This is a genomic window from Alteromonas sp. CI.11.F.A3, assembly GCF_032925565.1.
Lineage (GTDB): Bacteria > Pseudomonadota > Gammaproteobacteria > Enterobacterales > Alteromonadaceae > Alteromonas.
Genome location: NZ_CP136708.1, coordinates 2,033,543 through 2,058,487, shown reverse-complemented (window position 1 = coordinate 2,058,487; position 24,945 = coordinate 2,033,543). Strand labels below are relative to the sequence as shown.

Sequence of the window (24,945 nt, the reverse complement as noted above, 5' to 3'; positions counted from 1 at the left end):
GATGATTATTAAAACGCTAGACAAGTTACTGGCTGGAACCTTAATTATTGCCATGACAAGTATATTATTCACCGTAATTTGGCAGGTAATATCGCGATACATTTTACAAGATCCCGCGTCTGTGACAGAAGAACTCTCACGATTTTTTCTCATATGGATAGGCATACTAGGCGCAGCTTACGCGTATCGCCAACATGCTCATCTTGGTTTTAATTTACTCGTAGAGCGTCAATCCCCTGTGGTAAAGCGCGTTCTATTAACCTTAGTCGAAGTATGCGTCATCATCTTCTGTGCGATGGTTATGGGTTACGGTGGAACTGAATTAGTGATGTTAACACTAGAACTCGATCAAATTTCTGCGGCGTTAGGCATAAAGATGGGATTAATTTATTTAGTACTTCCCCTTTCAGGCGGACTTATCGTTATTTACAGCATAGTGAACATTTTTACGCTTTGGCATTCACCTGAAAAGGAGCTTAACGAATGGAATTAACAGGCTTAGTACTTCTTGTCGGGTTCTTTTTACTCTTACTTCTCAATGTCCCCATCTCTATCAGTATAGGATTAGCCACTCTAATCGCGATGTTAATGAGTATGGATTTAGCCCCTGCAACCATTACTATTGCACAGCGAATGGCTGGAGGATTAAATAGTTTCGCCCTTTTGGCTATCCCTTTCTTCGTACTTTCAGGCCTGATTATGGGTCGAGGTGGCATTGCAAAGCGATTAATCGAATGTGCTATGGCGCTTATTGGTGCCTTACCAGGAGGCTTGGCACTGGTCAATGTAGTGTCTTGTATGCTATTTGGCGCTATATCAGGCTCTGCGGTTGCTGCCACATCCGCTATTGGCAGCTTTATGCTACCTGAAATGAAAAAGGCAGGCTACGAACCAAATTTCAGCGCTGCAGTAACCGCCGCCGCGTCAACTACAGGGATGCTAATCCCTCCTAGCAATATCCTCATTGTTTACGCCATCGCCAGTGGCGGTGTGTCAATTGCCGCTTTATTTATGGCAGGTTATGTACCAGGAATTATGGTGGGGCTAGCATTAATGATTGTGTGTTTTTGCTATGCCAAAGCCAAAGGCTATCCACTGTCTGCCCGACTCCCCTTATCAATAGTGTTACAGAAAGTAGGGGCTGCCCTGCCCTCATTATTTCTCATTGTATTAGTCATCGGCGGAATTGTGGGCGGTATCTTTACTGCCACCGAGGCAGGCGCGATTGCCGTGGTTTATGCTCTGTTACTTGCAGTGGTGTTTTATCGCGAAGTTGAAGTTAAAGCACTTCCTAGTATATTGTTGAAATCCGCAGAAACCACAGCGATTGTTATGCTATTAATTGCAGCATCTACCGCAATGAGTTGGTTACTGTCGTATGAAAATATTCCGCAAACCTTAAGCAATGCATTGCTGGCAATTAGCGACAACCCCATTCTAATTTTACTATTAATCAATTTGTTGCTTATTGTCGTGGGTGCCTTTTTGGATATGACGCCGGCCGTACTTATCTTTACGCCCATATTTTTACCTGTTGCCATTCAATTGGGTATGTCTGAACTACAGTTCGGTATAATGCTGGTTTTAAACTTGTCTATTGGGTTGTGTTCTCCTCCAGTAGGTGCGGTGCTTTTTATTACCTGTGCGATTGCAAAAACAAAATTAGAAAATATTATCAAGCCGTTGCTCCCTCTCTACTTTGCCATGTTTGTTGTATTGATGTTAGTTACCTACGTTCCCTGGTTTAGTGAAGCCCTACCCAGGGCGCTAGGCTTTTAAAATATGACAACGAACTGGTGTCAAATGGAATGACTTTATTTTATGGTACTATTCATTCAATAATGTTCAGTAAATTCAATACTCAACCTGCGGAAACTTACCGATAATGAACAAACGCCCCACAATTAATGATGTAGCCCGCCTTGCTGGCGTATCGAAACGAACGGTATCTCGGGTCATTAATGGCGCATCTAATGTGGGCAAAACAACGCGAGAGCGAATTGATGCAGTAATAAAGGAAACCGGCTTTTCACCTGATAAGCAAGCCCGAGGGCTTGCTGCCAGTAGGTCATTTCTTATCGGGCTTATTTACGATAACCCCGATGCACTGTATATCGATCAGGTTCAGCGTGGCGTACTAAGTGTCTGCTCTGAAAAAGGTTATGAGCTGGTTGTTCACCCTTGCAACTACAATACCGACGACTTTATTAGTAACTGTATCCAATTCGTCAGTCGTTCTCGAATAGATGGTGTCATTATATTGCCACCGGTATCTGAAGCGAAAGAGTTAGCTGAAACACTCAGAGAAAAGCAGATTAATTACGTTCGAATGGCCTCTGTGGACTTAGATGACCACAGCAACATTGTTGTCTCTGATGATCGGGCAGCTCTTCGTGACTTAGCCCGCTATATGGTGTCTTTAGGACACAGGGACATCGGCATTATTAGCGGGCCACAACGCTATTACTCATCTAAGGAGCGACTTGAAGGCTTTTTGGAAACGTTGAATGACTTACAAGTTGAAGTTCCCATCGACCGCATTATCGAAGGTAAAAACAGTTACGAAAGTGGTATTGAGTGCGCCAGAACCTTGCTCATTCAATCGCCTCGAGTAAAAGCTATTTTTGCTAACAATGATGAGATGGCCGCTGGTGTACTCAAGGTTGCACATGAAATGGGCATTACTGTTCCTGATGAATTGTCGGTAGCAGGCTTTGATGACAACTTGCTGGCAGCACGTGTAATTCCTGCATTAACTACAGTTCAAAGGCCTGTCGGCGATATGGCCGCACTAGCGGCTCGGAAAATAATCGCTCAAATCGAAGGCACTGAAGTGAGTGAAACAGAGACCTACTTAGTTAAACCCCACCTTATTATTCGTGATTCTATAAAAAGAGTCTAATTTTTAGCCGCTTCGACTAAAAATGATTAGTTTCCCTTTACTATGCCACCGGTGGCACGTATATTACAAAGTGTTAAAAACAACCAATCTGTTTAGTACGTCCGTTAGCCCAAGCTTTTGGTGCTAGTAACGCAAATTCTGAGGGTACGCGATGAGTTTACAAACCTTGTTAGTGAAAGTTCATGCCAGTGATAATGTTGCAGTGGCAACACAGGACATAGCCGCACGTACCTTTATTGAAAGTCACAAAATTTTTATTACTGAACAGATACCTGCTGGTCATAAGGTGGCACTTCGCAATATTTCGGTTAACACCCCAGTTATTAAGTATGGCTTTGAAATTGGCGCCGCCACGCAAAGTGTTAAATTGGGAGAGCACGTACATAGCCACAATTTAAAGACCAAACTTAATGGCAGTGAAGTATACGAATACACACCGACACGCGCAGCATTAGCTAAACCTGCCCATATCCCCACTTTTATGGGGTATCGCCGTGAGAACGGTAAAGTAGGGATCCGCAACGAAGTTTGGATCATCAACACGGTAGGTTGTGTTAATCGAACTGCAGAACGCATTGCGCAAGAATGTGAGCGTCGATACTTTGGCGAGTGTGATGGCTTTAGAGCATTCACCCACCCTTTTGGGTGCTCTCAATTGGGCGACGATTTAGATGACACAAGAACGATACTCGCCTCGCTAGCTTCGCATCCAAATGCTGGCGCCGTTTTAGTTATTGGGCTGGGGTGTGAGAACAATCAGCTTAAATCGATGTTACCTGAAATTGATAAGCCCGACTCGAGGCTGCGTTTTTACAATGCGCAGGAAGTTGAAGACGAAGTTGAAGCTGGCGTAAATGCTGTTTACTCCTTATTGAAAACACTTAATGAGGATAAACGGGAGCCTATTGGTGCCAACGAGTTAGTGCTAGGCATGAAGTGTGGCGGTAGCGATGCGTTTAGCGGTATTACCGCAAACCCGACGGTGGGTCGAGTCACTGATTTGACGTGTCAATTAGGTGGCTCGGTTATTCTTACTGAGACACCAGAAATGTTTGGCGCCGAGCAACTCCTGATGAACCGCGCCAAAAACAAGTCTGTTTTTGACGATATAGAAACCTTAATTAACCAGTTTAAACAGTATTTCATTGCCCACAATCAACCCATTTACGAAAACCCATCACCAGGCAATAAAGCTGGGGGTCTTACCACGTTAGAAGAGAAATCATTGGGCGCGGTTCAAAAGGGAGGGCAATCGACGGTGCAGTCTGTACTCAACTACGGTCAACCGAGAACGGTTAACGGTTTAAATTTGCTTCAGGCGCCAGGTAACGATGCAGTTAGTGCAACTGCATTGGCCGCGTCTGGCGCACATATTGTTTTATTCACCACAGGTCGAGGTACTCCCCTCGGCTTCCCTGTACCCACAATAAAGATATCGTCAAATTCAGATATCGCTAATAAGAAGCCACATTGGATAGATTTTAACGCCGGTCAAGTGTTGGAAGGCATGTCTATCGATAAGTGTGCCAACGCGCTGCTCCAACAATGCCTTGCAGTAGCATCGGGTCAATTAACCTGCAACGAGAAAAATGGCAGCCATGAAATTGCTATTTGGAAACGTGGCGTCACGCTTTAAGAAGAGATTGTTATGGAATCAATTTTATTACATGAAGACAGACTATTCCCATCTGACTCGGCCACTAAAAAAGTAGCCCGTACGCTTTATCAAGAAATACGAGATTTACCGATTATCAGTCCTCATGGGCACACCGATCCGCGGTGGTTTGCACAAAATAAAAATTTTACTAACGCCACTGAGCTATTCATCACCCCCGATCATTATGTTTTCAGGATGCTGTATAGCCAAGGTATCTCACTAGAATCATTAGGCGTTCCTCGGTGGGATGGCGGGGCGACTGAGTCTGACCCGCGCAAAATTTGGCAAATCCTTGCAGACAATTATTATTTGTTTGCCGCTACTCCATCAAGAATGTGGCTAGATACCGTCTTTCATGACGTGTTTGGTCTTACCGACATGTTGTGCAGCAATAATGCCATCGAATACTACGAGCATATTACCACCAAACTTCAGGACGCCAGTTTCAAACCACGGGCTTTGATGGACAGATTCAATATAGAACTCATCGCTACCACTGAAGGGGCGCTTGATGAGCTTCCTCACCACGGTGCATTAAAAGGTACTGGGTGGGATAAACGCGTTATCACCACATTTAGACCTGACGATGTGGTTGATGCTTCGCGGGAAGATATTGTTGCCAATATAGAAAAATTAGGTGCATTGACCAACGAAGACACTCAGACTTGGCAAGGTTACTTAAACGCTATTCGAGCCCGACGCACTGTATTCAGAGCCCACGGCGCAACTGCCACCGACCATGGCCACCCTACTGCTAATACCGCTGATTTAAGTACTAACGAGTGTATTGCTCTGTTTGATAAGGTTCGCACCGGGCAAAGTAATGCCGAAGAACAGGAGCTATTTAGGGCTCAAATGCTAACGGAATTAGCAGGCATGAGCGTTGAAGATGGCATGGTTATGCAAATTCATCCGGGCTCGTTTAGAAATCACAATACTACACTGTTTAACCAGTTTGGCCGTGATAAAGGTCACGATATACCTATGCAGACGGATTTCGTTCGTGCGCTTCGCCCTTTGCTTTCAAAGTATGGAAATGAGCCTAGTTTAAATATTATTTTATTTACCTTAGACGAAACCACCTATAGTCGTGAATTAGCGCCGTTGGCTGGCCATTATCCGTGTTTAAAACTAGGGCCTGCTTGGTGGTTTCACGACAGCCCAGAAGGTATGTTACGTTTTCGCCACCAAGTAACCGAAACAGCAGGTTTCTTTAACACCGTCGGTTTCAACGATGATACTCGCGCTTTCTTGTCTATTCCTGCTCGCCATGACGTTGCCCGGCGGATAGATTGTCGATTCTTAGCAGAACTAGTTGTTCAGCATCGCATCAGCGAAACCGAAGCCGCTAGTATTGCTAAAAAGGTCACATACGATTTTGCGAAACAAGCGTATAAGTTGGGATAAGCATGGAAAAGCAACTTAGTATAAAAACACTCGATCAACTAAGCCGTGACGTTGCCGTTCCTGATTACGACGTGCATAAATCACAATGTGGTATTGTACATATTGGTCCCGGCGCTTTTCACCGTGCACATCAAGCTTATTATACTGATTTAGCATTGGCCTACGGTGGGAATTGGCGCATTCACGGCGTGTCGATGCGAAGCAATACATTGAAAAAAGCACTGGCCCCCCAAGACAATCTTTATTCCCTTGCGGTTGTCGATAATACGCCATCTTTACGTGTGATAGGTGCGATTAAGACTCTCTCTACGCTAAGTGAAGATAGAGGTGTCATTACCGCTGCATTATGCTCCCCTGCGACTAAGATAATATCTTTAACCGTGACCGAAAAAGGGTACTGCTTAAATAACACCGGAAGCCTCGATGTAGAGAACCCTGATATTCAACACGATCTTGCAAACCCAGACTTTCCCATTAGTGCTGTAGGCCTTATCACCCAAGCTTTAAAAGCGCGAGAACATTCTGGCGATGCCGACGTTACCATCATAAGCTGTGATAACGTAACCGATAATGGCAAGAAGCTCGCAAAAGCGGTCATTGATTTTGCTTATTACCTTTCACCAGAATTGGCTCACTGGATTCAAGACAACATCGCTTTTCCTTGCACTATGGTAGATAGCATTACCCCTGCAACTGACGATGAAGTGAAATCTAACGTGAGTGCCAACCTAGGACTTAAAGATGACTGGCCCATTCAGCGTGAGACCTTCACTCAATGGGTCATAGAAGACCATTTTTCAGGACCTCGACCACCGTGGGAAAAAGTAGGCGTTACCTTTACCAAGGACGTTACCTTCTTTGAGAAAGCAAAATTACGGATACTGAATGGTACCCATTCTACACTGGCTTATGTTGGCCTGCTTTTTGGCAAGGAGACTGTCTATGACGCTATTTCTACTCCTGCAATACAGGCCCTAATTAGCGAACTTTTGGAAAGAGAAATTATACCGTCGATTAAAACCGATAGCATTCAAACCCTTAATCAGTATGCTGACGATATTGTCGCTCGATATCATAATAAGCATATTCGACACATGCTTTCTCAAATTGCGTGGGATGGCTCACAAAAACTGCCTTTTCGAATACTAGACACCATTCGTGACAATCTACACGCCAAACGAGAGATTAATTTGCTGTGCGTTCCTATCGCAGCATGGTGCTTGTTTGTTACTCACAAAGCTAGATCGGGTGACGCCATTACCGATCCGAAAGCATCCACACTAATCAACTTGGCCTCTCAAAATGCCTTTGAGCCCATTGCAGTCACTAATGCTTTACTTAATGAAACCGTAATCTTTGCTGAACTTAGTACAAATTCGGTATTTCGCGGCCATGTATTAGCGCAAGTAAAATCATTAAGCGCATGGTCTTCACGCGGCGTTGATGAAACATTACAACTACTTTTGGGAGAGCTATTGTGAGACATTTTACTGCTAGTATTTGTGAGGCATTAGTATGAAAAGGCTGATTATTTTTGGCGAGTGTATGGTTGAACTTCGCACCCAACACGGCGATACAATGGCTAAAAGTTTCGCCGGAGATACTTATAACACTGCAGTGTATTTCAAGCGTTGCTTACCCGTATCATCGATAAGTTACTTAACCGCCATTGGGGCCGATTTTTTAAGTGATGAATTGCTACTAAAAATGGGGGAGCACGAGATTAACACCGACCTTGTGTTTCGCTCTACCGAGCGCAACTTGGGTTTGTATATGATTCGTAATGATAATCAGGGTGAACGAACCTTCGCGTATTGGCGCGCTCAGTCTGCCGCCACGCAAACCATAAACCTCATGCCTGATGATAATATCAGTGCCGACTGGTTTTACTTTAGTGGGATTTCAATCGCAATTTTAGACAATGCACAGCGTGAAAATCTATTTAGTTTAATTAAAAAACTAAAAAGAAAAGGCTGTAAAATCGCCTTTGATCCGAACTATCGCCCTCGCCTGTGGGAAGATGAAGACACCGCTCAACATTGGACTACCCGAGCTTACCAAGAAGCAGATTTAGCATTTCCGGGCGCAGATGATCATTTGATGCTTTTCCGTCACACATGTGCTGATGATATATTCGCCTACCTCGAGGATAAAAATATTACCGAAGTGGTAATGAAAAACGGTGCGATTGGCGTTCACATTCTTGCACAAAAAGAGCAATGTATTGTGCCCGTCGAACACGTCAGCGCAGTAGTAGATACGACCGCAGCAGGAGATGCTTTTAATGCCGGCTTCATGGCTGCTCGTTTATCAGGCAAACCTGCTGTCGAAAGTGCAAGTTTTGGGGCAAAAGTCGCCGCGACAGTGATTACCTACCCTGGCGCGATTATTCCTTCAGGTATATTTTCAAGTCACATACCGCCGCTAAAGTCATAGCCTTTAACTAATACTGCGCCTTCCTCTCAATAAAGATGCTGATTACCTCCAACGCTGCGCTCAATTGAGCGCTTTATAAGGTATCTCGGTAAAAGTAGTCGCTAAGGGGGTGGTCTAACGTTTTTAATTCCCTTACAAAAAACTGGGCGACTTTAGCTGCGCCCATTACATTCAAATGTGTGTTATCGACCTTACCCTCTGGGTATCGCCCGTATAAATCGGGTGGAACCTGAATAAAGTATTGTTGGCTTTCAGCCTCGCCTATTTTTGCTAAGAAATGGCAGGTTTGATGATTCATGGGCACAAATAAAACCGATTTTTCACGCGCAACACGCCGTGCAGCCGCTGCATAGTCAGTTAATGTTCTTTTCAGCGTGCCAGTATCCGTGTAATGACGCCGGCAAATAGAACTGGCAATAATGACGTGGGCACCTTTATCTTGAACGTCATTTATAAACTGGTTTAGGTAATTAGCATAATCTATATCGGCGCTGGCATAACGGGTAGGATCTTCGCTTTTCTGATCATTGTGCCCGAATTGAATAAGCACATAATCATTTGCAGATAGTGATGAAAGCACACTACTCCATCTGCCCTCATCGACAAAACGTTTGGTGCTACGGCCATTGGCTGCGTGATTCTTAATGCTAAGCTGAGGCAATCCAAATTCAGGTAAAATTTGCCCCCAACCTCGCTCTGGATAAGCTAAGTTAGGTTTGTTGGACATGGTAGAGTCGCCCACCAGATGAAGACTAATTGATGGTAGCTGTGTTTCAGCCTTTGCACTGGCCATTCCAATTAATAGTGAAAGCGCAATCGCTCGTTTCTGTCTCATTATTTTTCCATTGTTTTATTCGTGTTGCCATTATTAAAAAAAAGGCCATCAATAAATGATGGCCAGGACACAACCGCAAGTTGCGGCACACACACTAGGCTAAAGGGAGTAACGTGCCCCTAAGAAAATCTGTCTTCCGGTATGGTTATATTCACGAACAAGGTTTAGTGAACCATCACCTGTCGTAAACAATCTCTCATATTCATCGGTAAGGTTAATGACTTCTAACGTAAAAGTAAGTGCCTCATTGAAGTTATAAAACGATGAGAAATCCACCTGAGTTGGCCCTGTCGTGCCATGAGCGACATTTCCATTACTTCCTGTGAAATCTGTTAAGTAATCGTCTCGTTTATTGACCGATATACGAGCGCCGTAAACATCTGTTTCATAATAAAGCGTGAAGTTGTATGACGTCTTACTCATTCCTTCGATGTCATCGGCGTTAACACGAGTATAGTTAGACACCACCCCCATATTTTCAAAAACACCTGGCAGGAAGGTAAGTGGCTGCTGATAAATAAGTTCATAACCACTAATACTGCGCTCGTCTGCATTATTAGGACTACTGTGCTCATATGCTACTTCACGAGGATCTAACGCAATTTGCGGGTCGTACTGGGCATCATTATCGATAAAGTCAAAGTAAGCAGGGTCAACAAATCGTTCTTCTGATGAACGCACGATCCAGTTATCAATATCTTTATAGAAAACCGTCGCGGCTAATAATGCTTCATCATCGAAATACCACTCAACACCGAAATCCACGTTGTTTGATGTGAAAGGGTCTAGGAAAGGGTTACCGACAGAAACAGAACCATTTATGTAATCGAAGCTTGGATTACCAGGGTTCAATGAATTTAGGCTAGGACGGGTCATCGATTGAGTGACCGCAAGTCGAACTACTACATCATCAGTGGCTTCAAGCGCTAAATTTACAGCAGGAAGAAAATTACTATAGTCATTCTCAATTTGAACCGCTTCTCCCTGAACAAACCCTTCAGACGTTGTGGTCGTATTCACATATCGCACACCGTAATTGGCACGTAGCAACATATCCGAAATCTCATAACTTGTATCCATTTCAAAATACAAGGCACTGGTTTCTTCACCTACCTGCCAACTTTGGGCCGAACGAGGTGTCCAAACCACATCCAACAAGTTGGCATTTATGGCATCAAAATCAGCAACAAGGAAAGGCTCAAGAGGGCCGTCAAAACCACTTCCAAAATCATCCACCGGCATCATTTCAGCGTAGCCTACCGCTGAATCTTGATCAGGGAACCCATTAATTTGTTCTTCAGCGTACGTAACCACTCTATCGTTATACGCAAAGCCTGTTTTAATGGTTACTTCATCGCCAAAATAAGAAACATCTACTTTGAACGTGTCATTTTCACGTTCAACATCGGTAGCTCGCAAGCGTCCATCACTGAGGTTATAATTGCTAGCATCGTTAGCGTCGTAACCATAAGTAAGCACTGGTGCATTCTCATTGTTGGTAAAATCAAAGCCATATGTTGTACTTTCTAACAGCGTCATGTTGTAACGGTACTGCTCTGAACGTGCGTCAGACTCAGCGGTACCAAACATCGCTTCCACTTTTACGTTCTCTGAAGCAAACCATTCACCGGACAAAACAAACTGGCTAAAATCCGTCGTGGATTCTTGTAATCGACTTTCAATTCTTGACTTTATGCCCTCATAAGAGCCTGCAAGTACTTGCTTGCCATTCGGATGCACCGTAATTGCGGTAGGCGTAATTTCATCGAACGTACTTCTGAACATGTGGAAAAAGTTATACATCGTCCGCGTGTTTTCTAGTGATGAGACTAAACCGTCAAGCGTAAATGTTAAATCGTTACTTGGTGCCCACTGAATGGAACCAGTAAACCCTACCCTCTCTTGGTCATTGCCAAAGTAATCTGGCCGAGGTAATCGTGGTGTCCACAGGCAATTTAGGGGGTCTACCTCAACGCCATCGTCTATGCAACTTCCAACATCAGGTGTACCGGAAACGACCGTGTCAGATGTATCTGCATACAACCCACCACCATCTTGGACGGGGTTAGTCCAACGAACAGTACCGAAGCCTTCTTGTCGAACCGTACGTTCAGACATCGCTGCGGAGAAAAGCACACCCACTTTATCGTCAGCAAAACGATTTGAAATCATAAATGCGGCACGAGGATCAGTTTCTTCTGTCACATTGTTATAACCACCCTGCACCGAAGTAACTAGCTTAAACCCCTCGTAATCGAAAGGCTTGGCAGAATATAAATCGACTGTACCTGCAATACCTCCTTCTTCCATTGAGGCTGTAGGTGATTTCTGAATGTCTACTCGGTTAAACAACTCCGACGCAAATACGTTAAAGTCGAACCCACGACCGCCGTTAACACCACCGCCTGAATCTGTGCCATCTGTACTTGCGGGAACTTCCATCCCGTTTAAAGTGGTTCGGGTGAATGAGGGACTAAGCCCACGTAGCGTTATTTGTCTTCCTTCTCCACCCTCTCTCGAAATAGCAACCCCTGGCACGCGCTGAATTGACTCAGCAATATTTAAATCGGGAAACTTACCTATGTCTTCAGCAACAATAGATTCTTTATTATTAACTGAAGTACGCTTTTCCATAAGCGACTTGTTCAGCGAGCCGCGAAACCCTGAAACTTCAATAATCTCTAGGTTTTCGTCCTGTGGTTCGGCGCTTTCGTTAGCGACTTGTTGAGCATTCACGTGCGCACCTGACAACGCTAATGCAACAAGCACAGCAAGCTGTTTTCTTCTAAGTACCATGGTTGTTTCTCCGGTTTTTATATTTTATTGAGGTGCAGGAATTACAACGTCATGTTGTGTGGCTTTTTTAAAAATACAGACCGTCAGCCTTTTGCCACCGTGAAACATTTCATTTACAAACTGAGTAAATATACGGTAGCACAGACGACTTATCAATTATCTTAAATGCCTTTAATCATTCCTGATAACTTCACACCAATTAACTTTTAGTTTTAAACTTCCAGTATTCATAACCCGACAAAATTTAAGGCCTGTAGGGCAATACAGTATGTAATTCTTAAATACATTAGCTTCTCGGGAAAACATAAACCATGTATAAAAAACAACACGCTTTACATTTGATTTACATCCTATATTTAAATGCTACCGGTGGCAACGATTTTTATTAAATTATCATTCCTTTACTTGTTAATCCTCTACAGCCCTTTAAAAACGGGAATAAGAAGAAACTAAGCCAAGAAAGTAATCGAAACAATTATTATCTATTATTTTCAGATAGTTAATGCAATTTAAACGACAAACACACCGCGTAAACAAGCTGTTAAGATTATGGTATTTTTTCGTTGACAGGATAATAAATGCACCTCATTATGCTACCGGTAGCATTTATAGTTTTAACTTTGTTTTAAGGTCATATTATGATTAAACGTATTGCCAAAGTGGTTTCGATCGCCACTGTATTACTTCTTTCCCCACAGGTTGTTGCACAGCCATCAATATTGGATAACACCAAACCATGGTCGGAACGGATGATTGAATCTGAAATGGTGCGTTTTCCAGAAGCGTGGCAAATAGATTGGGATGAATCGGCCCAGTGGGATTATGTTCATGGCCTGAACCTTTTGGCAGTCTCTAAAGTGTACCAGCATACAAAAGACCAACGCTATTTAGACTACATACTTGGCTACTACGACATGCTCGTGAATGACGATGGGAGCATTAGTACATACGATATTGAGAAATATAATATTGATATGGTAAACCCAGGAAAAGTATTGTTTTTCTTATATGAAGAAACGGGGCAAACTAAATATAAAAAAGCAGCGGATTTATTAAGAAAGCAACTTGTTAGCCATCCAAGAACCAACGAAGGCGGTTTTTGGCACAAAAAGCGTTACCCACAGCAAATGTGGTTAGATGGGCTTTATATGGGCGCTCCGTTTTATGCCGAATATATCGTTCGATATGGCGACATGGCAGAACTAGACGATGTGTTTCTTCAGTTTGAACTTATAGAAGCTAACCTATACGACGAAAAAACTGGCTTACCTCGTCATGGTTGGGACGCATCGAAAGCCCAGAAGTGGGCAGATGAAACTACCGGTTTATCCGCACATCATTGGTCACGGGCGCTAGGTTGGTATGCCATGGCAATGGTTGATGTGTTAGAAATTGTGCCAGCAAAGCACCCTAAATCAGTATGGCTGAGATCAAAATTCCAAACCTTCATTGATGCCACCCTTGCTTATCAAGACAATACGGGCACCTGGTATCAAGTTACCGATTTAGCACAGCGAGAAGGGAATTATCTAGAAGCCTCTGGGACGTCGATGATCACCTACGCTATCGCAAAGGGTGTAGCGTTGAAACTGTTACCAGAGCATTACCGAGACCATGCGGAAAAGGGATTTGCAGGACTTATTGATCAGATGATTTCCGTAAACCCATCCGATAATGTCATCAGCTTAAACCAAGTTTGCGCAGTTGCAGGACTTGGCGGCAAACCTTATCGAGATGGCTCTTTTGATTATTACCTTAGTGAGCCTATTCGCGCTAATGATGCAAAAGGCGTAGGTCCGTTTATTCTGGCTGCGTTATACCTAGGCAAGTAATTCTAATCATTGAGAAGTGTTCCGCCACGGAGTTTTTATGACATTAAATAGACACCGCCGTCATCTTTTAAAAGCAGGGCTGGCCGCTACGTTATCCCCTGTTATCCCATTTTCTGCAGGTTGCTCTATATCAGCTACAAGTACGCCCTCAAACGCGACAAGAAGCCAAGCACAGTGGGATAAAGAGGCACAGTTAATCCGAGACCGTGTAGTTAGGCCCACCTTTGCCAATAATACCGTGTTCATTGAGCAGTTTGGCGCCTTACCCAATGCACTACATAGCGATAGCCTACCCGCGCTCAATGCGGCTATCGCGCATCTCGTATCTATAGGGGGGGGTAAGGTCGTGGTGCCCAAAGGGGAGTTTTTTTGCAAAGGGCCCATTCACTTAAAATCTAATATTAATCTGCATATTGAAGAGGGAGCCACGCTTCACTTTTCTACTGATAGTCAACACTACAAGCCCTATGTACACACCCGCTGGGAAGGCATGGAATTAATGGGCTACTCCCCTTTGATTTATGCTTTCAAGCAGAAGAATATTGCCATTACGGGTCAAGGCACTTTAGATGGCGGGGCTTCTGCCGATAATTGGTGGCCTTGGAAAGGAAAGTGGAAAACTTCTGAATGGGGCGATCATGCCGTTGAGAATCAAAAGTACACCAGAGATACACTCCAAGTTATGGTTGAAGATGGCACGCCTGTTTCTGAACGGGTATTTGACGAAAACTATCTTCGCCCTCCTTTTATTCAACCTTACCTGTGTGAAAACGTATTAATTGAGGGAGTCACCATACTGCGCTCTCCCTTTTGGTTAGTTAATCCCGTGTTATGTAAAAATGTGACGGTAAGCAATATTCACTGCCAAAGTTTTGGCCCTAATTCAGATGGGTGTGATCCAGAAAGCTGTACTGATGTTCTCATACAATCTTGTGTTTTTGACACTGGTGATGATTGTATTGCCATCAAATCGGGACGAAATGCAGACGGCCGACGGCTAAATCAACCGAGTGAAAACATCATTATAGAAGATTGCGAAATGAAAGCCGGTCACGGCGGGATAGTCATAGGGAGTGAGATTTCCGGCGGGGTTCGTAACCTTTATGCACAACGCTGCGTGATGAGTAGCCCTAACTTAGACAGAGGTATACGAATTAAAACCAACAGTATACGAGGCGGTCATCTTAAAAATCTGAATTATCGGCATATCTCAATTGGCGATGTAAAAGACGCAATAGTAGTTAACTTCTTTTATGAAGAGGGAGATGCTGGAAATTTCCCACCGAAACTAGAGGGAATTACAGTAGAGCATATGACAGTAAAACGCGCAGACCGAGCCTTTATGCTAAGAGGCTATGATCATACCCCAATTACAGGGTTGTCCCTACACGACATTTCTATTGCCTCTGTTGAAAAACCATCTGTCATTGAGAACGTGGAGGCAATACAGACATCTAATATTGTCATTGCAGGAAACCAAGTGGGATTGCGTGATGCTTAAACGGCTACGCGTAATAATTGAAGGTAAATGTCAGGAGCGGATTCAGTTAGCATTTTATATAGCTAGCGCTTTCTCACAAAAGCGCTTGGCCCTGTTTTTTTTATGTTTTATGAGTTGCGCAGAAGCAACGCAAAAACCCGAAGCAAATGCGCTTGTTAGCCAAGTCACACTGGATTCCCCCCTTCCACAATACACGCGGGTAACTGATGCAATTAACGCCATTCCTACCCAGCATTCTGGGATGTGGGTCATTGAAGTTCAACCTGGCATTTATCAGGAATCGGTAGTAATTCAAACGCCTAACGTTCACCTTAGAGGCTTAGAAAGAAAGACAACTAAAATCGTCTTTTCTCGGTATGCTGGTCAGGTAATACATCCAGATACCGATGAGGTTTTTGGCACTCGAAGAACCGCCACCGTCGAGATAACCGCATCAAACGTTCACCTTTCAAACCTAAGCATATTGAATAGCTTTGATTATCCTGCGAATGAAATTCGCGCAAAAGATGATCTTAATCGCGTATCAGGGACTCAAGCGGTCGCGTTAAAAACCGCAGTAACCGCAGATAAAACGCTTTTAGATAATATCGAGCTGTGGGGCTATCAAGATACACTTTATCTCAAAGGAAACAGAGCCTACATGAAAGGTGGCTTAGTGGCAGGACATATTGATTTTATCTTCGGTGGTGGCACCGCTTTTTTCGATAGCGTAGATATTGTTTCACGAAAACGACATACTGGGAAAGGCGTTACAGGCTATATAACGGCGCCAAGCACCCTTAACACTCGGCCATTTGGATTTGTATTTTTTAATTGCAACTTGGCTCGTGAAGCCGGTGTACCTAACCATTCCGTTGCCCTTGGCCGCCCTTGGCATCCTACTACCGCTTTTACAGATGGAAAGTATGCGTCACCTTACGCTATTGGACACTCACTATATATCAACACCTATATGGACACCCACATTTCAACAAGCGGTTGGAGTAGCATGTCGGGTAAGACAAAGGAAGGGAGTAAAAAATATTTTAGTCCGCTTACCGATGCTAGGTTTGCTGAATTTAAGAGCCATGGCCCTGGCGCACTTGAGAACGAAGCACGCCCTACCCTTACTGACGTAGAAAGCCTCTTTTACAATAAAGCAGCTATTTTACAAAACTGGCACCCAATGTAAGCACAATATCTACTACTTGAGGCTAATTCAGAAGATCTTAAATTGCGTAAATGCTTGGTATCAATTATCTTTTAGGTACTCTAAGAAAAACGTAATTTTTATGTCCATTCGCATACGGTACACGCTAGCGCTGCTTCTCATTGCCTGCCTTGTCACGGCATCTGTGTTTACAATGCGAACACTGCTGAACGATCAGCGTCTCGATGCAGAAATCATCAATATTGCAGGACAGCAGCGAATGCTCTCCCAGCGTATTGCATTACTTGTACAAAAAATAAATGCCTGTGGCGAAGACAGCGATTCGTCTACTGACATACTTGAAGCGGCTATTAGTACCTTTTCAAGTAATCATAAAAAACTTACTTCTTTGCCCTCTTTACCAAGCTCTGTTTCTGACATGTATTTCGGTGCTAGCCAACTCGATGCCAAAGTTAATCAATACATTGCGCAAGCAAGGGCACTTGTTAAGACGCCCCAATGTTCATCCTCTATTACCATTCCTATAGAACAAGCCACGGGGCTGCTAAAGCAGTTAAATACTGTAGTTTACATCTTTGAAAAAGAGGCTAAAAGCAATGTTGATGCGGTCTCATCACTAGAGTTTTATTTGTGGCTTGCCACATTATTCCTGCTAGGGGTTGAAGCTTTTTTCATTTTTGCGCCTATGGATAGAAAAATTAAAAAGACGATACAACACTTGTATGAAGCATCAGACAAAGCAGAAACAGAAGCGCAAAAGGCTCACGAAGCCAATAGAGCTAAATCTGAATTTCTATCGAGCATGAGTCACGAATTACGCACGCCTATGAACGGGTTGTTTGGCATGATTGAACTTGCGATGGATAATCCAAGCAAGAGTGAAAATTACTTAAGAAAGGCTAAAGCCGCTGGACGACAGTTACTTACCCTTATAAATGACATTCTAGATTTATCAAAAATTGAAGCGGGAAAAATTGTTGTTGAGAAAAGCCCTGTCGACTTGCTTCAACTGCTTGATGAGGTGGTATCTATACAGCGCATTTATTGCCAGAACAAAGGCTTAGCATTTCATTATAATAAACAGCAAACACTAGCGCCCGTTATTCAAGGTGATATCACCCGAATTGCACAAATTTTACATAACTTATTAAGCAACGCCATTAAGTTCACCGAGTCAGGTAGCGTAACCTTATCGGTTAGCCAGGCTGCGACAGCGAATGGCAATACCCTGCGGTTCTCAGTTAAAGATACCGGCATAGGTATCGATACTGATAAATTGTCGACCATTTTTCAAAAGTTTGAACAAGCAGACCAATCTACCACCCGTCATTATGGGGGCACTGGACTGGGGCTAAGTATTGCTAAAGAATTAGCGGAATTAATGGACGGTGATATTTTAGCCACCTCCACCTTAGGAGCGGGGAGTGAATTTACGCTAATCCTTCCGGTGGTTGAACAGTCTCTACCCGCCATCGAAGTTAAAACCGATGCCACATTGAAATGCGCTATTGTGGATGACTTACTGACAAGCCGAGAATACCTAGAACACGTCGTTGCCGCGATGTCGCTTATTCCTACGTCTTATTCAAGCGCCAAGGACTTTCTAGAAGATACGCCCAACAAATACGATGTTATTATTCTCGATTTAGCAATGCCAGAGATGAGCGGCGTTGATTTATTACGCGAATTGGTGAAACTAGACATCTCGCCATTTCCAAAAATTATTCTGATTTCGGCAGAACTAGAACAATTAAACTGCGAACAAGCCGTAAAAGACGTTATTTGGCGCTCACATGCTAAGCCGATCATACGTAAAGATTTAGAACTCGATTTACAAAAGCTCGTGTCGCATGCAAGTAAGCCTGCCGGCTTTCCCGTTAAGGCAACGCCACGACTGCGCATTCTTATTGCAGAAGACAATGATATTAATGCCGAAATTGTGAAAGCTATGCTTGAAGGCGAAGGCTATAAAATTGTGCATGTAAAAGATGGAGAGCAAGCCGTTGCCGCCTGTGCTAAGCACTTATTCGATTTCATATTAATGGACTGCAACATGCCCGTCATGGACGGCATTATGGCCTCTAGCATCATTCGCAACGGATTAAAGGTGAACACCCCTATCGCCGCCCTTACGGCCAATGCCTTCCCTGAAGATAAAGAAGAGTGCTTAAACGCAGGTATGAATGATTTTCTTACCAAGCCATTAAATAAAGATTTGCTGCTTTCAAGCATTAAGCAATTTACACAAAAGTGGTAACGCGCCCATAAACTATCAATATACCGCCATGTAACAGACACCCTGTTACTCGTAGCGTTTTTCTTCGCTTATATACCCTGGTGCAATGGCAAGATTATCGGTATTTTCCAGCGTTTCTTGGTTTCGCAACCACAGTTGGTATTCACCCGTTCGCAGACTGGCATGTTTAGTACAATCTACATTCCACCGGCGAAGTAAATACCCTGCCATAGCGGCGCGAACTTCAAGCTGAAGTACCCCCTCTTCCATACCATAATCAAGCTCTATGGCAGTAGGATGATTTATATTCTTCGGGTGCGGCACCACTTCTAAGGCTATTTTTCGTTGCCAAGCTTCATCGGCAAGACTTTGTTCACTAAGTGCTGGTGCTGTCTTTAAGGTGACTTTACTAATACGGGTTAGCACGAAATCCCTGAAGCTTCCTGTTTTTCTATCAAACGCGCGTACATGCCAACGCTGGCCATTATCTACAATACTATGGGGTACCAATTCTCGCGCCCCCGAACCACTGGAAAGCGATGTATATATAACACTCACCGCTTTATTATTAACAATGGCTTGCACTAGTTTTGCTACCACATAAATATCGGGCACATTTAACGACGATGCACTTTCTACCGGAAAATGAATATCTCCGATAGCATCGAAACCGTCTGATATATCGTTCGCCAACTTCACCAAGGTTCTACGGGGATCGTGCTCGAACAAAGGTACAAAAGTATCGGTTTGAAAGTAACGCTTATCTCTTGCGTCGTAGGTTAGATTATTTGGCGCCAGCACTTTATACAGGCTGAAATCGCGAGAGCCCGCAGACAAGCCCACTTCGAAACGCCCAATTAAATCTTGGCGATAAATCGCCCCTTTAAACAGCAAACAAAAATCGATATACGCCAACCGCTGACGCTGAGCAAAACTAATGGTATCAAGATTGGCATTTTCTGAAGATGAAGCATCGTTAAGGCCGAATTCTCGCCCTTCATTACCTCGCATTTGGGTGGCAGACATAACATTCTCACTAAACTGTATTTTTAACCAGTGTGGTTTATTTTAAGCTTGTTGTAAATAGAAATTTGATCGTATTTTTTACGGGTCGCTTGAACGAGAAATTTAAGATGATTAGCGAGTTTTAAAATATAAAAAACCCAGCAGATGCTGGGTTTTATTAAAACGCTTTGTAAAAAGCTTATTTCACTTTATCGCTAGGATATCTCGATTAGCGACGAACCTTAACCCGCGATACCATCATACCGAAGCAAGCAAGTAGTGCTAAGACACCGGTGCTTGGTGCTGGTACTTCAGTAATTGAAAACTGCGATGAAGAAGTCGTCGCCTGTAACGGTACGCCATTAGAATTAAGAACAGTACCACTAACACCGAATGCCAAGTCGTTCACAGCGCTTACTGCTGAAAAATTCAACGTGTATAAATCTAAGCTTCCAGCAAGAGATTGCTGATCCTCTAAAATTTCCAACATTGAAGAAAGCGGAAAGAAACCAACTGAAGACACTGCTAGCATTCCTGGAACACCGGGGAGCAGCCCATCAAAGAAGGTAAAACCTGAACTGTCACCAAAAGTTACAGAACCGCCTGTAAAAGTTAAGCTTATCGGATCATATGTAAAAATGTTTTCTAAGCCGATTATAGGTAGAGTTCCACTCAATGCTAAGAATGCATTTACATCTAGATTAACAGTAGCCGTAACAGTATCACCCACGCTATACGATGCTTGGTCAGTACTAATGTTAATAACCGCTGCTTGAGCACTAAAACCAACTAATGCAAATAAACCAATAATAAATTTTTTCATTTTCTAATTCCTACTTATTCTACTGCACAGCCAGCGCGGGTACACATGGCCATCAAGGCGTTGATATCGTAAAAACTCACCGCGCCATCGTTATTAAAATCATTTGCCAAATCGTTCGCGCCACCTGATAAGAACAAGCCGTAGAACGCCATAATGTCGTTGTAGTCTACGTCGTTGTCGCCATCAAAATCACCAGGTTGAACCGCATCTGGGAAGTTAAGTACTACCAATACTGGGTCGTGGTCTGAAGAGCGATACGCATCAGCACCATAATAATCGGTGATTTGCGCGTCCGTTTTAAACTCTTCGTTGTAATCAAACACTCGAGGCTCATCTGAGTTAATGTGCCATACCGTCGCATCAACCACATATTCGGTTAAGCTAGGGCTTGATAGTGCATGGTCTAGGTAACCTAGCTCGCCATCAAAGGTGTATGAGTACGCCGAGTCGCCACCAAAGGTGTTAACTAGGTTGGTATAGCCTGCACTTTCAAGGGCCAAAATAGGCTCCTCTGCGGCATACGCGTTCAAATCGCCCATAATCAACAAGCGGTCAGACAAGGTATCGCTGTTGTTTTCTACAATAGCAACCAAGCCGTTTGCCGCATCGGTACGCAATGCGTTCCAACAGCCTTGGCCATCACCTGAATCGGCATTATCGCCTGTAGCGCTAGAACAGCTTCCTTTCGATTTAAAGTGGTTTACGGCAAGAGTAAATGCTTCACCATTGGCGTTCACTGTAAACGATTGAAGAAGTGGTTGACGGTTACCATAGTCAAACGGTGTTTCAGACGACGTCACTGCATTACCAAATGGTGTAACTACTGCAGGCTTATAAATCATGCCTACTGCAATTTCATCAGTACCCAACGCTTCAGCAATTGACACATAGCTATAAACATCGCCGCCCATTTCAGCATTTACCGCTGCAGTTAGCGTTGCAATAGCAGAATCTTCACCGTGCCCATCATTTTCAACTTCTACAAGACCAACAACATCTGCGTCCATTGCCGCTAATGCTGCAACAATTTTTGCTTCTTGGCGTACCAATTCAAATTCATTGGTGGCACCGCGAGACGTCGGGAAGTCTGGTCCATCGAAATAGTTAAGTACGTTAAAGCTAGCCACTTTCACATCGCCAGTTAAGCCGATTAATGGGTAAGCTGTACGTGCATTTGTGCGTACTAACTCTAGGTCGGTTACAGGCAATAATTGGTACTCGCCAAACGAGTAATGCATGACACCTGTTAGGTTTTCAACCGTATCGCCTAGGCGAAGTGGATTGGTGTGAGTTAGCCCACCTACTGGGAATGGAATACCATCTAGGTTTTGGCTGTTTGAAGCATCATCTACCAATAACGTATTAAGGGCATTTTCTTCCGCTAATGCTAGCGCGCCAGCAGAACCCGCAGGATATTGGTTAGTGGGGATCATCACGCGTTCAGAACCCACGTTAAACTGACCGTAACGGCCTAGGTTGTACACATCATTCACTAACAAAGATTGTGTAAAGGTAATTTGCATACCTTCATAGGCTTCAAGGTTAGTATCAGCACTAAATGGCATGCTAAGTTCGGTGTATAACACACTGCCGCCCGCACCTAATACTTCAACTTCACCTGATAATACAAACTCAGTTAAGTCGTTATACTCAACTACATCACCTTGCATGCGCACTAAATCACCTACCCCAGGGTAAGTATCAAGCGAAGTTGCATACACAAACACACCTTCAGATGTTGCATCGTTACCATCAGAGTCAGCCGCTTCTTCTTGAACGAAGAAACCAGATAAATCTTCAGCTACCTTAGTCACAACCGCTTCAATAATCACGGTTGTGTCAGCCAATGGTGAAGCATCACCGTCACCCTGCAGTTCACTGATAAGTACCAATTCAACCGTTGGGTCTACCGGATCGACTGGGTCAACTGGATCAACAGGGTCTGTCGGATCAGTTGGGTCGGTTGGATCTGTAGGTTCTACTACACTACCGTTGTGAGAACCAAAATAATCGAAGGTGTTTTGGCTGTAACTATCCCATTCGCTAGTGGGATCGAAAGCGGGGTTGCGGGTTGCATTACCTTCGGTAATAGAAGCTTTACGCACTAGGGTTACATCTTTACCCCAGTTAGTTTTTACCCCAAACGTACCCACAGCATCAATAGTCACATCGCCGTAACTTAGCTCGATGTAATCATCACCATTGAAGTTCATCACAAAGCTACTTAGCGTTGAACCTGTTGTCAGTGCGTCATCAGCGCTCTCATGACTAAAGGTAGCCACGGCACCAGACGCTAATGTGCCGCTAAGCGCTAGTACTTTCTCATCACCTACTGCGGTTGCGCCGTTTGAAAGCAGCTTAAGTTTATAGTTACTTAAATCTACGGCTTCTGTAGAACCATTATAAATTTCAACGGCCTTGCTGAAGCTACTGCCTTCAATGTATTCAGAAATGAATACTGCATGCCCTGAACCTGTGCTTCCGTCCGTAGTGTCTCCATCTGAGTCACCACCGTCTGAACCGCCTGTATCACCACCGTCTGAACCACCGCCATCTGAATCACCAGCGTCACTGCCATCACAACTTGCATTGAAAATTAGTGAAGCAAGCTCAGGCTTATCAATGAACGGGTTACGGTTACCTTGGAATTCGAAAACTTTACTGTTTCGTTCTTCCTCGAATTCATCCACTGGATCGCTTTCATGCCACTGCAACAATACGCAAAGCTTGCCATGAGCCGCTTCGTCAGTGCTGGTTAAACGGTCAACCAATACCAAATCTTCTTCCGATTCACTGGTATCGCTTCCATCGTAACGTACGTCCATGTAAAACATAGCGCGCGCTACATCGCCTTTTACTGAATCACGAGGCTCAAAAGAGTCACTATCAATGCTGTTCGCTGGCGCTTCCGATAATTCGCCATCGCTTTCATCAAAGTCTAAATTACCCCGAGAACCATTTACCGAAATATCGGTTGGCCGAAGGTGATGAATATCGGTGTAGGCTGCAAGGCTATTGCTAGAGAAACCATGGCTGTTTGCCCAAACGTGTTCTCTGTTCCAGTTATCTTGGTTGCTGCTTTGGGTACCGCTACCGTTACTAAATTTAGCTAACGACGTTCCCATGTAGAACAAAACTACATTGTCTGGGTTGGCTGGGTCTTGATCGGTATCGGTAAGGGCAGTCCATGCTTCTGAATAAGAAAGCTGATGGTGGTCTAGCGAGATAATATTTTGTGCCAGCGCTTTAAGTGTTTCAGCGCTTTCATTGTTCGTTATTGCGGTATCAAGCTGCGCATAATAATCAGCCTCAACATATTCGCTGGGTAATTTAACCGCAGTTAAATCAGGGCAGTTAAAGCAACTTTCGGTTAACGTACGAAGTGTGTCGTCAGATACTTCACCATCATCGCCGCCTTCTCCTTCACTACCGCCGTCTTCTGAGCCAGTTGAGCCTGATAAAACAACGCTGTTTACAAAGTGAGATTCTGTCCCAGCATTGTTCTTCATAGCGAGTTTTATTTGAACCGTGCTTGCATCAGGAATAGCAGAATTAACGGTTATACCAGTGTAGTCATCTACCAGAGTATGAGTGTCTGTACCCAATGTATTAGTGACTAAGACAAACTCTCCACCATCAACTGAGTACATCACATCAACATAATCTAAGTCTTCTTGCGTACCACTTTCTGATACTTCGACATCAAGCTGCAAGTCGGTCAAGCCGTTTACGACAATAACTTCAGACAACCACACTGCTTCGCCATCTACATCACGAGCACTTAATTGACCGCCATCGACTTTAAACCAATCAGAAGCCGCCGTTAAATCAGCATCTGAAACATCAATACTCCAGCGAGATACACCATCCATATCGATAGTAACTGTGTCGCCTCCAACGGCTCCCTTGCCGTCTAATGCGGCTGCGTCGAAGTTCTCTTCCCAAATTACATCTGATAAAGCGTTAAAAGAAAGTGGCAGAGTTAGCACACTACCCAATATTAATTTTACGCACAAAGCTGACTTACTCAACTTCGCTCGCCCTTGTTTACCCAGTTGTGCCATGTTGTTATTGTCCACTTTTTTTAGGAACGTATAAAATTATATACTTGCGTATACACAGCAAGAACTTGTGCAAAATAATATCAGTTTTTTATTTAACAATGAAAATCATGAACTTACGCTAGTTAAATAAGTTTATTTTTTGTTTAACTCAAGTGTACTTCGGTACAGGTAAAACTAACTGTGCAAATTCTGTGTAAAAAGTGGCCTTGTAACAAAATTGACGCTTAGTGCTCTCTTTTGTGACATTTTGAGGTAGAAAATAAAAAAGAGGCTGCCGGATGGCAGCCTCTTGCGTCGAATC

General features: G+C 43.7%; 16 protein-coding genes. 11 read left to right on the top strand and 5 right to left on the bottom strand.

What is annotated here, in order from left to right:
• The first annotated feature begins 1 nt into the window (after nt 1).
• The 7 genes from R1T43_RS08810 (at nt 2) to R1T43_RS08780 (ending at nt 8,402) form a co-directional block, all read left to right on the top strand.
• Nucleotides 2-493 carry a TRAP transporter small permease gene (locus R1T43_RS08810; RefSeq protein ID WP_410549003.1) on the top strand — a complete coding sequence of 164 codons (492 nt, stop codon included), beginning with the start codon at nt 2-4 and terminating at the stop codon, nt 491-493.
• Complete coding sequence (locus R1T43_RS08805) at nt 484-1,779, top strand: TRAP transporter large permease subunit (protein WP_317355092.1); 1,296 nt, start codon at nt 484-486, stop codon at nt 1,777-1,779. Before R1T43_RS08810 ends, R1T43_RS08805 begins: the two co-directional genes overlap by 10 nt.
• 106 nt (nt 1,780-1,885) lie before the next feature.
• Complete coding sequence (locus R1T43_RS08800; protein ID WP_317355090.1) at nt 1,886-2,902, top strand: LacI family DNA-binding transcriptional regulator; 1,017 nt, start codon at nt 1,886-1,888, stop codon at nt 2,900-2,902.
• 151 nt (nt 2,903-3,053) lie between these two features.
• Nucleotides 3,054-4,538, top strand: coding sequence for an altronate dehydratase family protein (locus tag R1T43_RS08795; RefSeq protein ID WP_317355088.1), 1,485 nt, complete (start codon nt 3,054-3,056; stop codon nt 4,536-4,538).
• A gap of 12 nt (nt 4,539-4,550) precedes the next feature.
• On the top strand, nt 4,551-5,966 hold the full coding sequence (uxaC, locus tag R1T43_RS08790) for a glucuronate isomerase (RefSeq protein ID WP_317355085.1): 1,416 nt from the start codon (nt 4,551-4,553) through the stop codon (nt 5,964-5,966).
• Between the two features lie 2 nt (nt 5,967-5,968).
• On the top strand, nt 5,969-7,447 hold the full coding sequence (locus R1T43_RS08785) for a mannitol dehydrogenase family protein (RefSeq protein WP_317355082.1): 1,479 nt from the start codon (nt 5,969-5,971) through the stop codon (nt 7,445-7,447).
• Between the two features lie 34 nt (nt 7,448-7,481).
• Nucleotides 7,482-8,402, top strand: coding sequence for a sugar kinase (locus R1T43_RS08780; RefSeq protein ID WP_317355079.1), 921 nt, complete (start codon nt 7,482-7,484; stop codon nt 8,400-8,402).
• A 73-nt stretch (nt 8,403-8,475) separates the two neighbouring features.
• Here R1T43_RS08780 and R1T43_RS08775 read toward each other — a convergent pair whose 3' ends face one another.
• A complete protein-coding gene (locus R1T43_RS08775; protein ID WP_317355075.1) occupies nt 8,476-9,237 on the bottom strand; it encodes a rhamnogalacturonan acetylesterase in 762 nt (253 codons plus the stop codon).
• Nucleotides 9,238-9,336: 99 nt separating this feature from the next.
• Nucleotides 9,337-12,033 (bottom strand): TonB-dependent receptor, encoded by a 2,697-nt coding sequence (locus tag R1T43_RS08770; RefSeq protein WP_317355072.1) that lies wholly within the window; start codon nt 12,031-12,033, stop codon nt 9,337-9,339.
• A 638-nt stretch (nt 12,034-12,671) separates the two neighbouring features.
• Between R1T43_RS08770 and R1T43_RS08765 the strand changes: the two genes are divergently transcribed.
• The 4 genes from R1T43_RS08765 (at nt 12,672) to R1T43_RS08750 (ending at nt 18,773) form a co-directional block, all read left to right on the top strand.
• The gene (locus R1T43_RS08765; RefSeq protein WP_317355069.1) at nt 12,672-13,865 is read left to right on the top strand and encodes a glycoside hydrolase family 88 protein; all 1,194 of its coding nucleotides are present in this window, start codon (nt 12,672-12,674) and stop codon (nt 13,863-13,865) included.
• A 37-nt stretch (nt 13,866-13,902) separates the two neighbouring features.
• On the top strand, nt 13,903-15,366 hold the full coding sequence (locus R1T43_RS08760) for a glycoside hydrolase family 28 protein (RefSeq protein ID WP_317355066.1): 1,464 nt from the start codon (nt 13,903-13,905) through the stop codon (nt 15,364-15,366).
• A gap of 109 nt (nt 15,367-15,475) precedes the next feature.
• Complete coding sequence (locus tag R1T43_RS08755) at nt 15,476-16,537, top strand: pectinesterase family protein (RefSeq protein ID WP_317355063.1); 1,062 nt, start codon at nt 15,476-15,478, stop codon at nt 16,535-16,537.
• A 100-nt stretch (nt 16,538-16,637) separates the two neighbouring features.
• Entirely contained in the window at nt 16,638-18,773 is a 2,136-nt protein-coding gene (locus R1T43_RS08750) for a response regulator (RefSeq protein WP_317355060.1), read from the top strand.
• A 45-nt stretch (nt 18,774-18,818) separates the two neighbouring features.
• On the opposite strand, the gene R1T43_RS08745 is transcribed toward R1T43_RS08750, so the two are convergent.
• The 3 genes from R1T43_RS08745 to R1T43_RS08735 form a co-directional block, all read right to left on the bottom strand.
• Nucleotides 18,819-19,778, bottom strand: a complete 960-nt coding sequence (locus R1T43_RS08745) for a WYL domain-containing protein (protein WP_317355057.1) — start codon at nt 19,776-19,778, stop codon at nt 18,819-18,821.
• A 208-nt stretch (nt 19,779-19,986) separates the two neighbouring features.
• On the bottom strand, nt 19,987-20,580 hold the full coding sequence (locus tag R1T43_RS08740) for a hypothetical protein (RefSeq protein WP_317355055.1): 594 nt from the start codon (nt 20,578-20,580) through the stop codon (nt 19,987-19,989).
• Nucleotides 20,581-20,594: 14 nt separating this feature from the next.
• A complete protein-coding gene (locus R1T43_RS08735; protein ID WP_317355052.1) occupies nt 20,595-24,644 on the bottom strand; it encodes an ExeM/NucH family extracellular endonuclease in 4,050 nt (1,349 codons plus the stop codon).
• Nucleotides 24,645-24,945: the final 301 nt, after the last annotated feature.

Coding starts and splice junctions, on each gene's coding strand:
- R1T43_RS08810 (WP_410549003.1), top strand. CDS start 2: ATGATTATTAAAACGCTAGACAAGTTACTGGCTGGAACCTTAATTATT.
- R1T43_RS08805 (WP_317355092.1), top strand. CDS start 484: ATGGAATTAACAGGCTTAGTACTTCTTGTCGGGTTCTTTTTACTCTTA.
- R1T43_RS08800 (WP_317355090.1), top strand. CDS start 1,886: ATGAACAAACGCCCCACAATTAATGATGTAGCCCGCCTTGCTGGCGTA.
- R1T43_RS08795 (WP_317355088.1), top strand. CDS start 3,054: ATGAGTTTACAAACCTTGTTAGTGAAAGTTCATGCCAGTGATAATGTT.
- uxaC (WP_317355085.1), top strand. CDS start 4,551: ATGGAATCAATTTTATTACATGAAGACAGACTATTCCCATCTGACTCG.
- R1T43_RS08785 (WP_317355082.1), top strand. CDS start 5,969: ATGGAAAAGCAACTTAGTATAAAAACACTCGATCAACTAAGCCGTGAC.
- R1T43_RS08780 (WP_317355079.1), top strand. CDS start 7,482: ATGAAAAGGCTGATTATTTTTGGCGAGTGTATGGTTGAACTTCGCACC.
- R1T43_RS08775 (WP_317355075.1), bottom strand. CDS start 9,237: ATGAGACAGAAACGAGCGATTGCGCTTTCACTATTAATTGGAATGGCC.
- R1T43_RS08770 (WP_317355072.1), bottom strand. CDS start 12,033: ATGGTACTTAGAAGAAAACAGCTTGCTGTGCTTGTTGCATTAGCGTTG.
- R1T43_RS08765 (WP_317355069.1), top strand. CDS start 12,672: ATGATTAAACGTATTGCCAAAGTGGTTTCGATCGCCACTGTATTACTT.
- R1T43_RS08760 (WP_317355066.1), top strand. CDS start 13,903: ATGACATTAAATAGACACCGCCGTCATCTTTTAAAAGCAGGGCTGGCC.
- R1T43_RS08755 (WP_317355063.1), top strand. CDS start 15,476: ATGAGTTGCGCAGAAGCAACGCAAAAACCCGAAGCAAATGCGCTTGTT.
- R1T43_RS08750 (WP_317355060.1), top strand. CDS start 16,638: ATGTCCATTCGCATACGGTACACGCTAGCGCTGCTTCTCATTGCCTGC.
- R1T43_RS08745 (WP_317355057.1), bottom strand. CDS start 19,778: ATGTCTGCCACCCAAATGCGAGGTAATGAAGGGCGAGAATTCGGCCTT.
- R1T43_RS08740 (WP_317355055.1), bottom strand. CDS start 20,580: ATGAAAAAATTTATTATTGGTTTATTTGCATTAGTTGGTTTTAGTGCT.
- R1T43_RS08735 (WP_317355052.1), bottom strand. CDS start 24,644: ATGGCACAACTGGGTAAACAAGGGCGAGCGAAGTTGAGTAAGTCAGCT.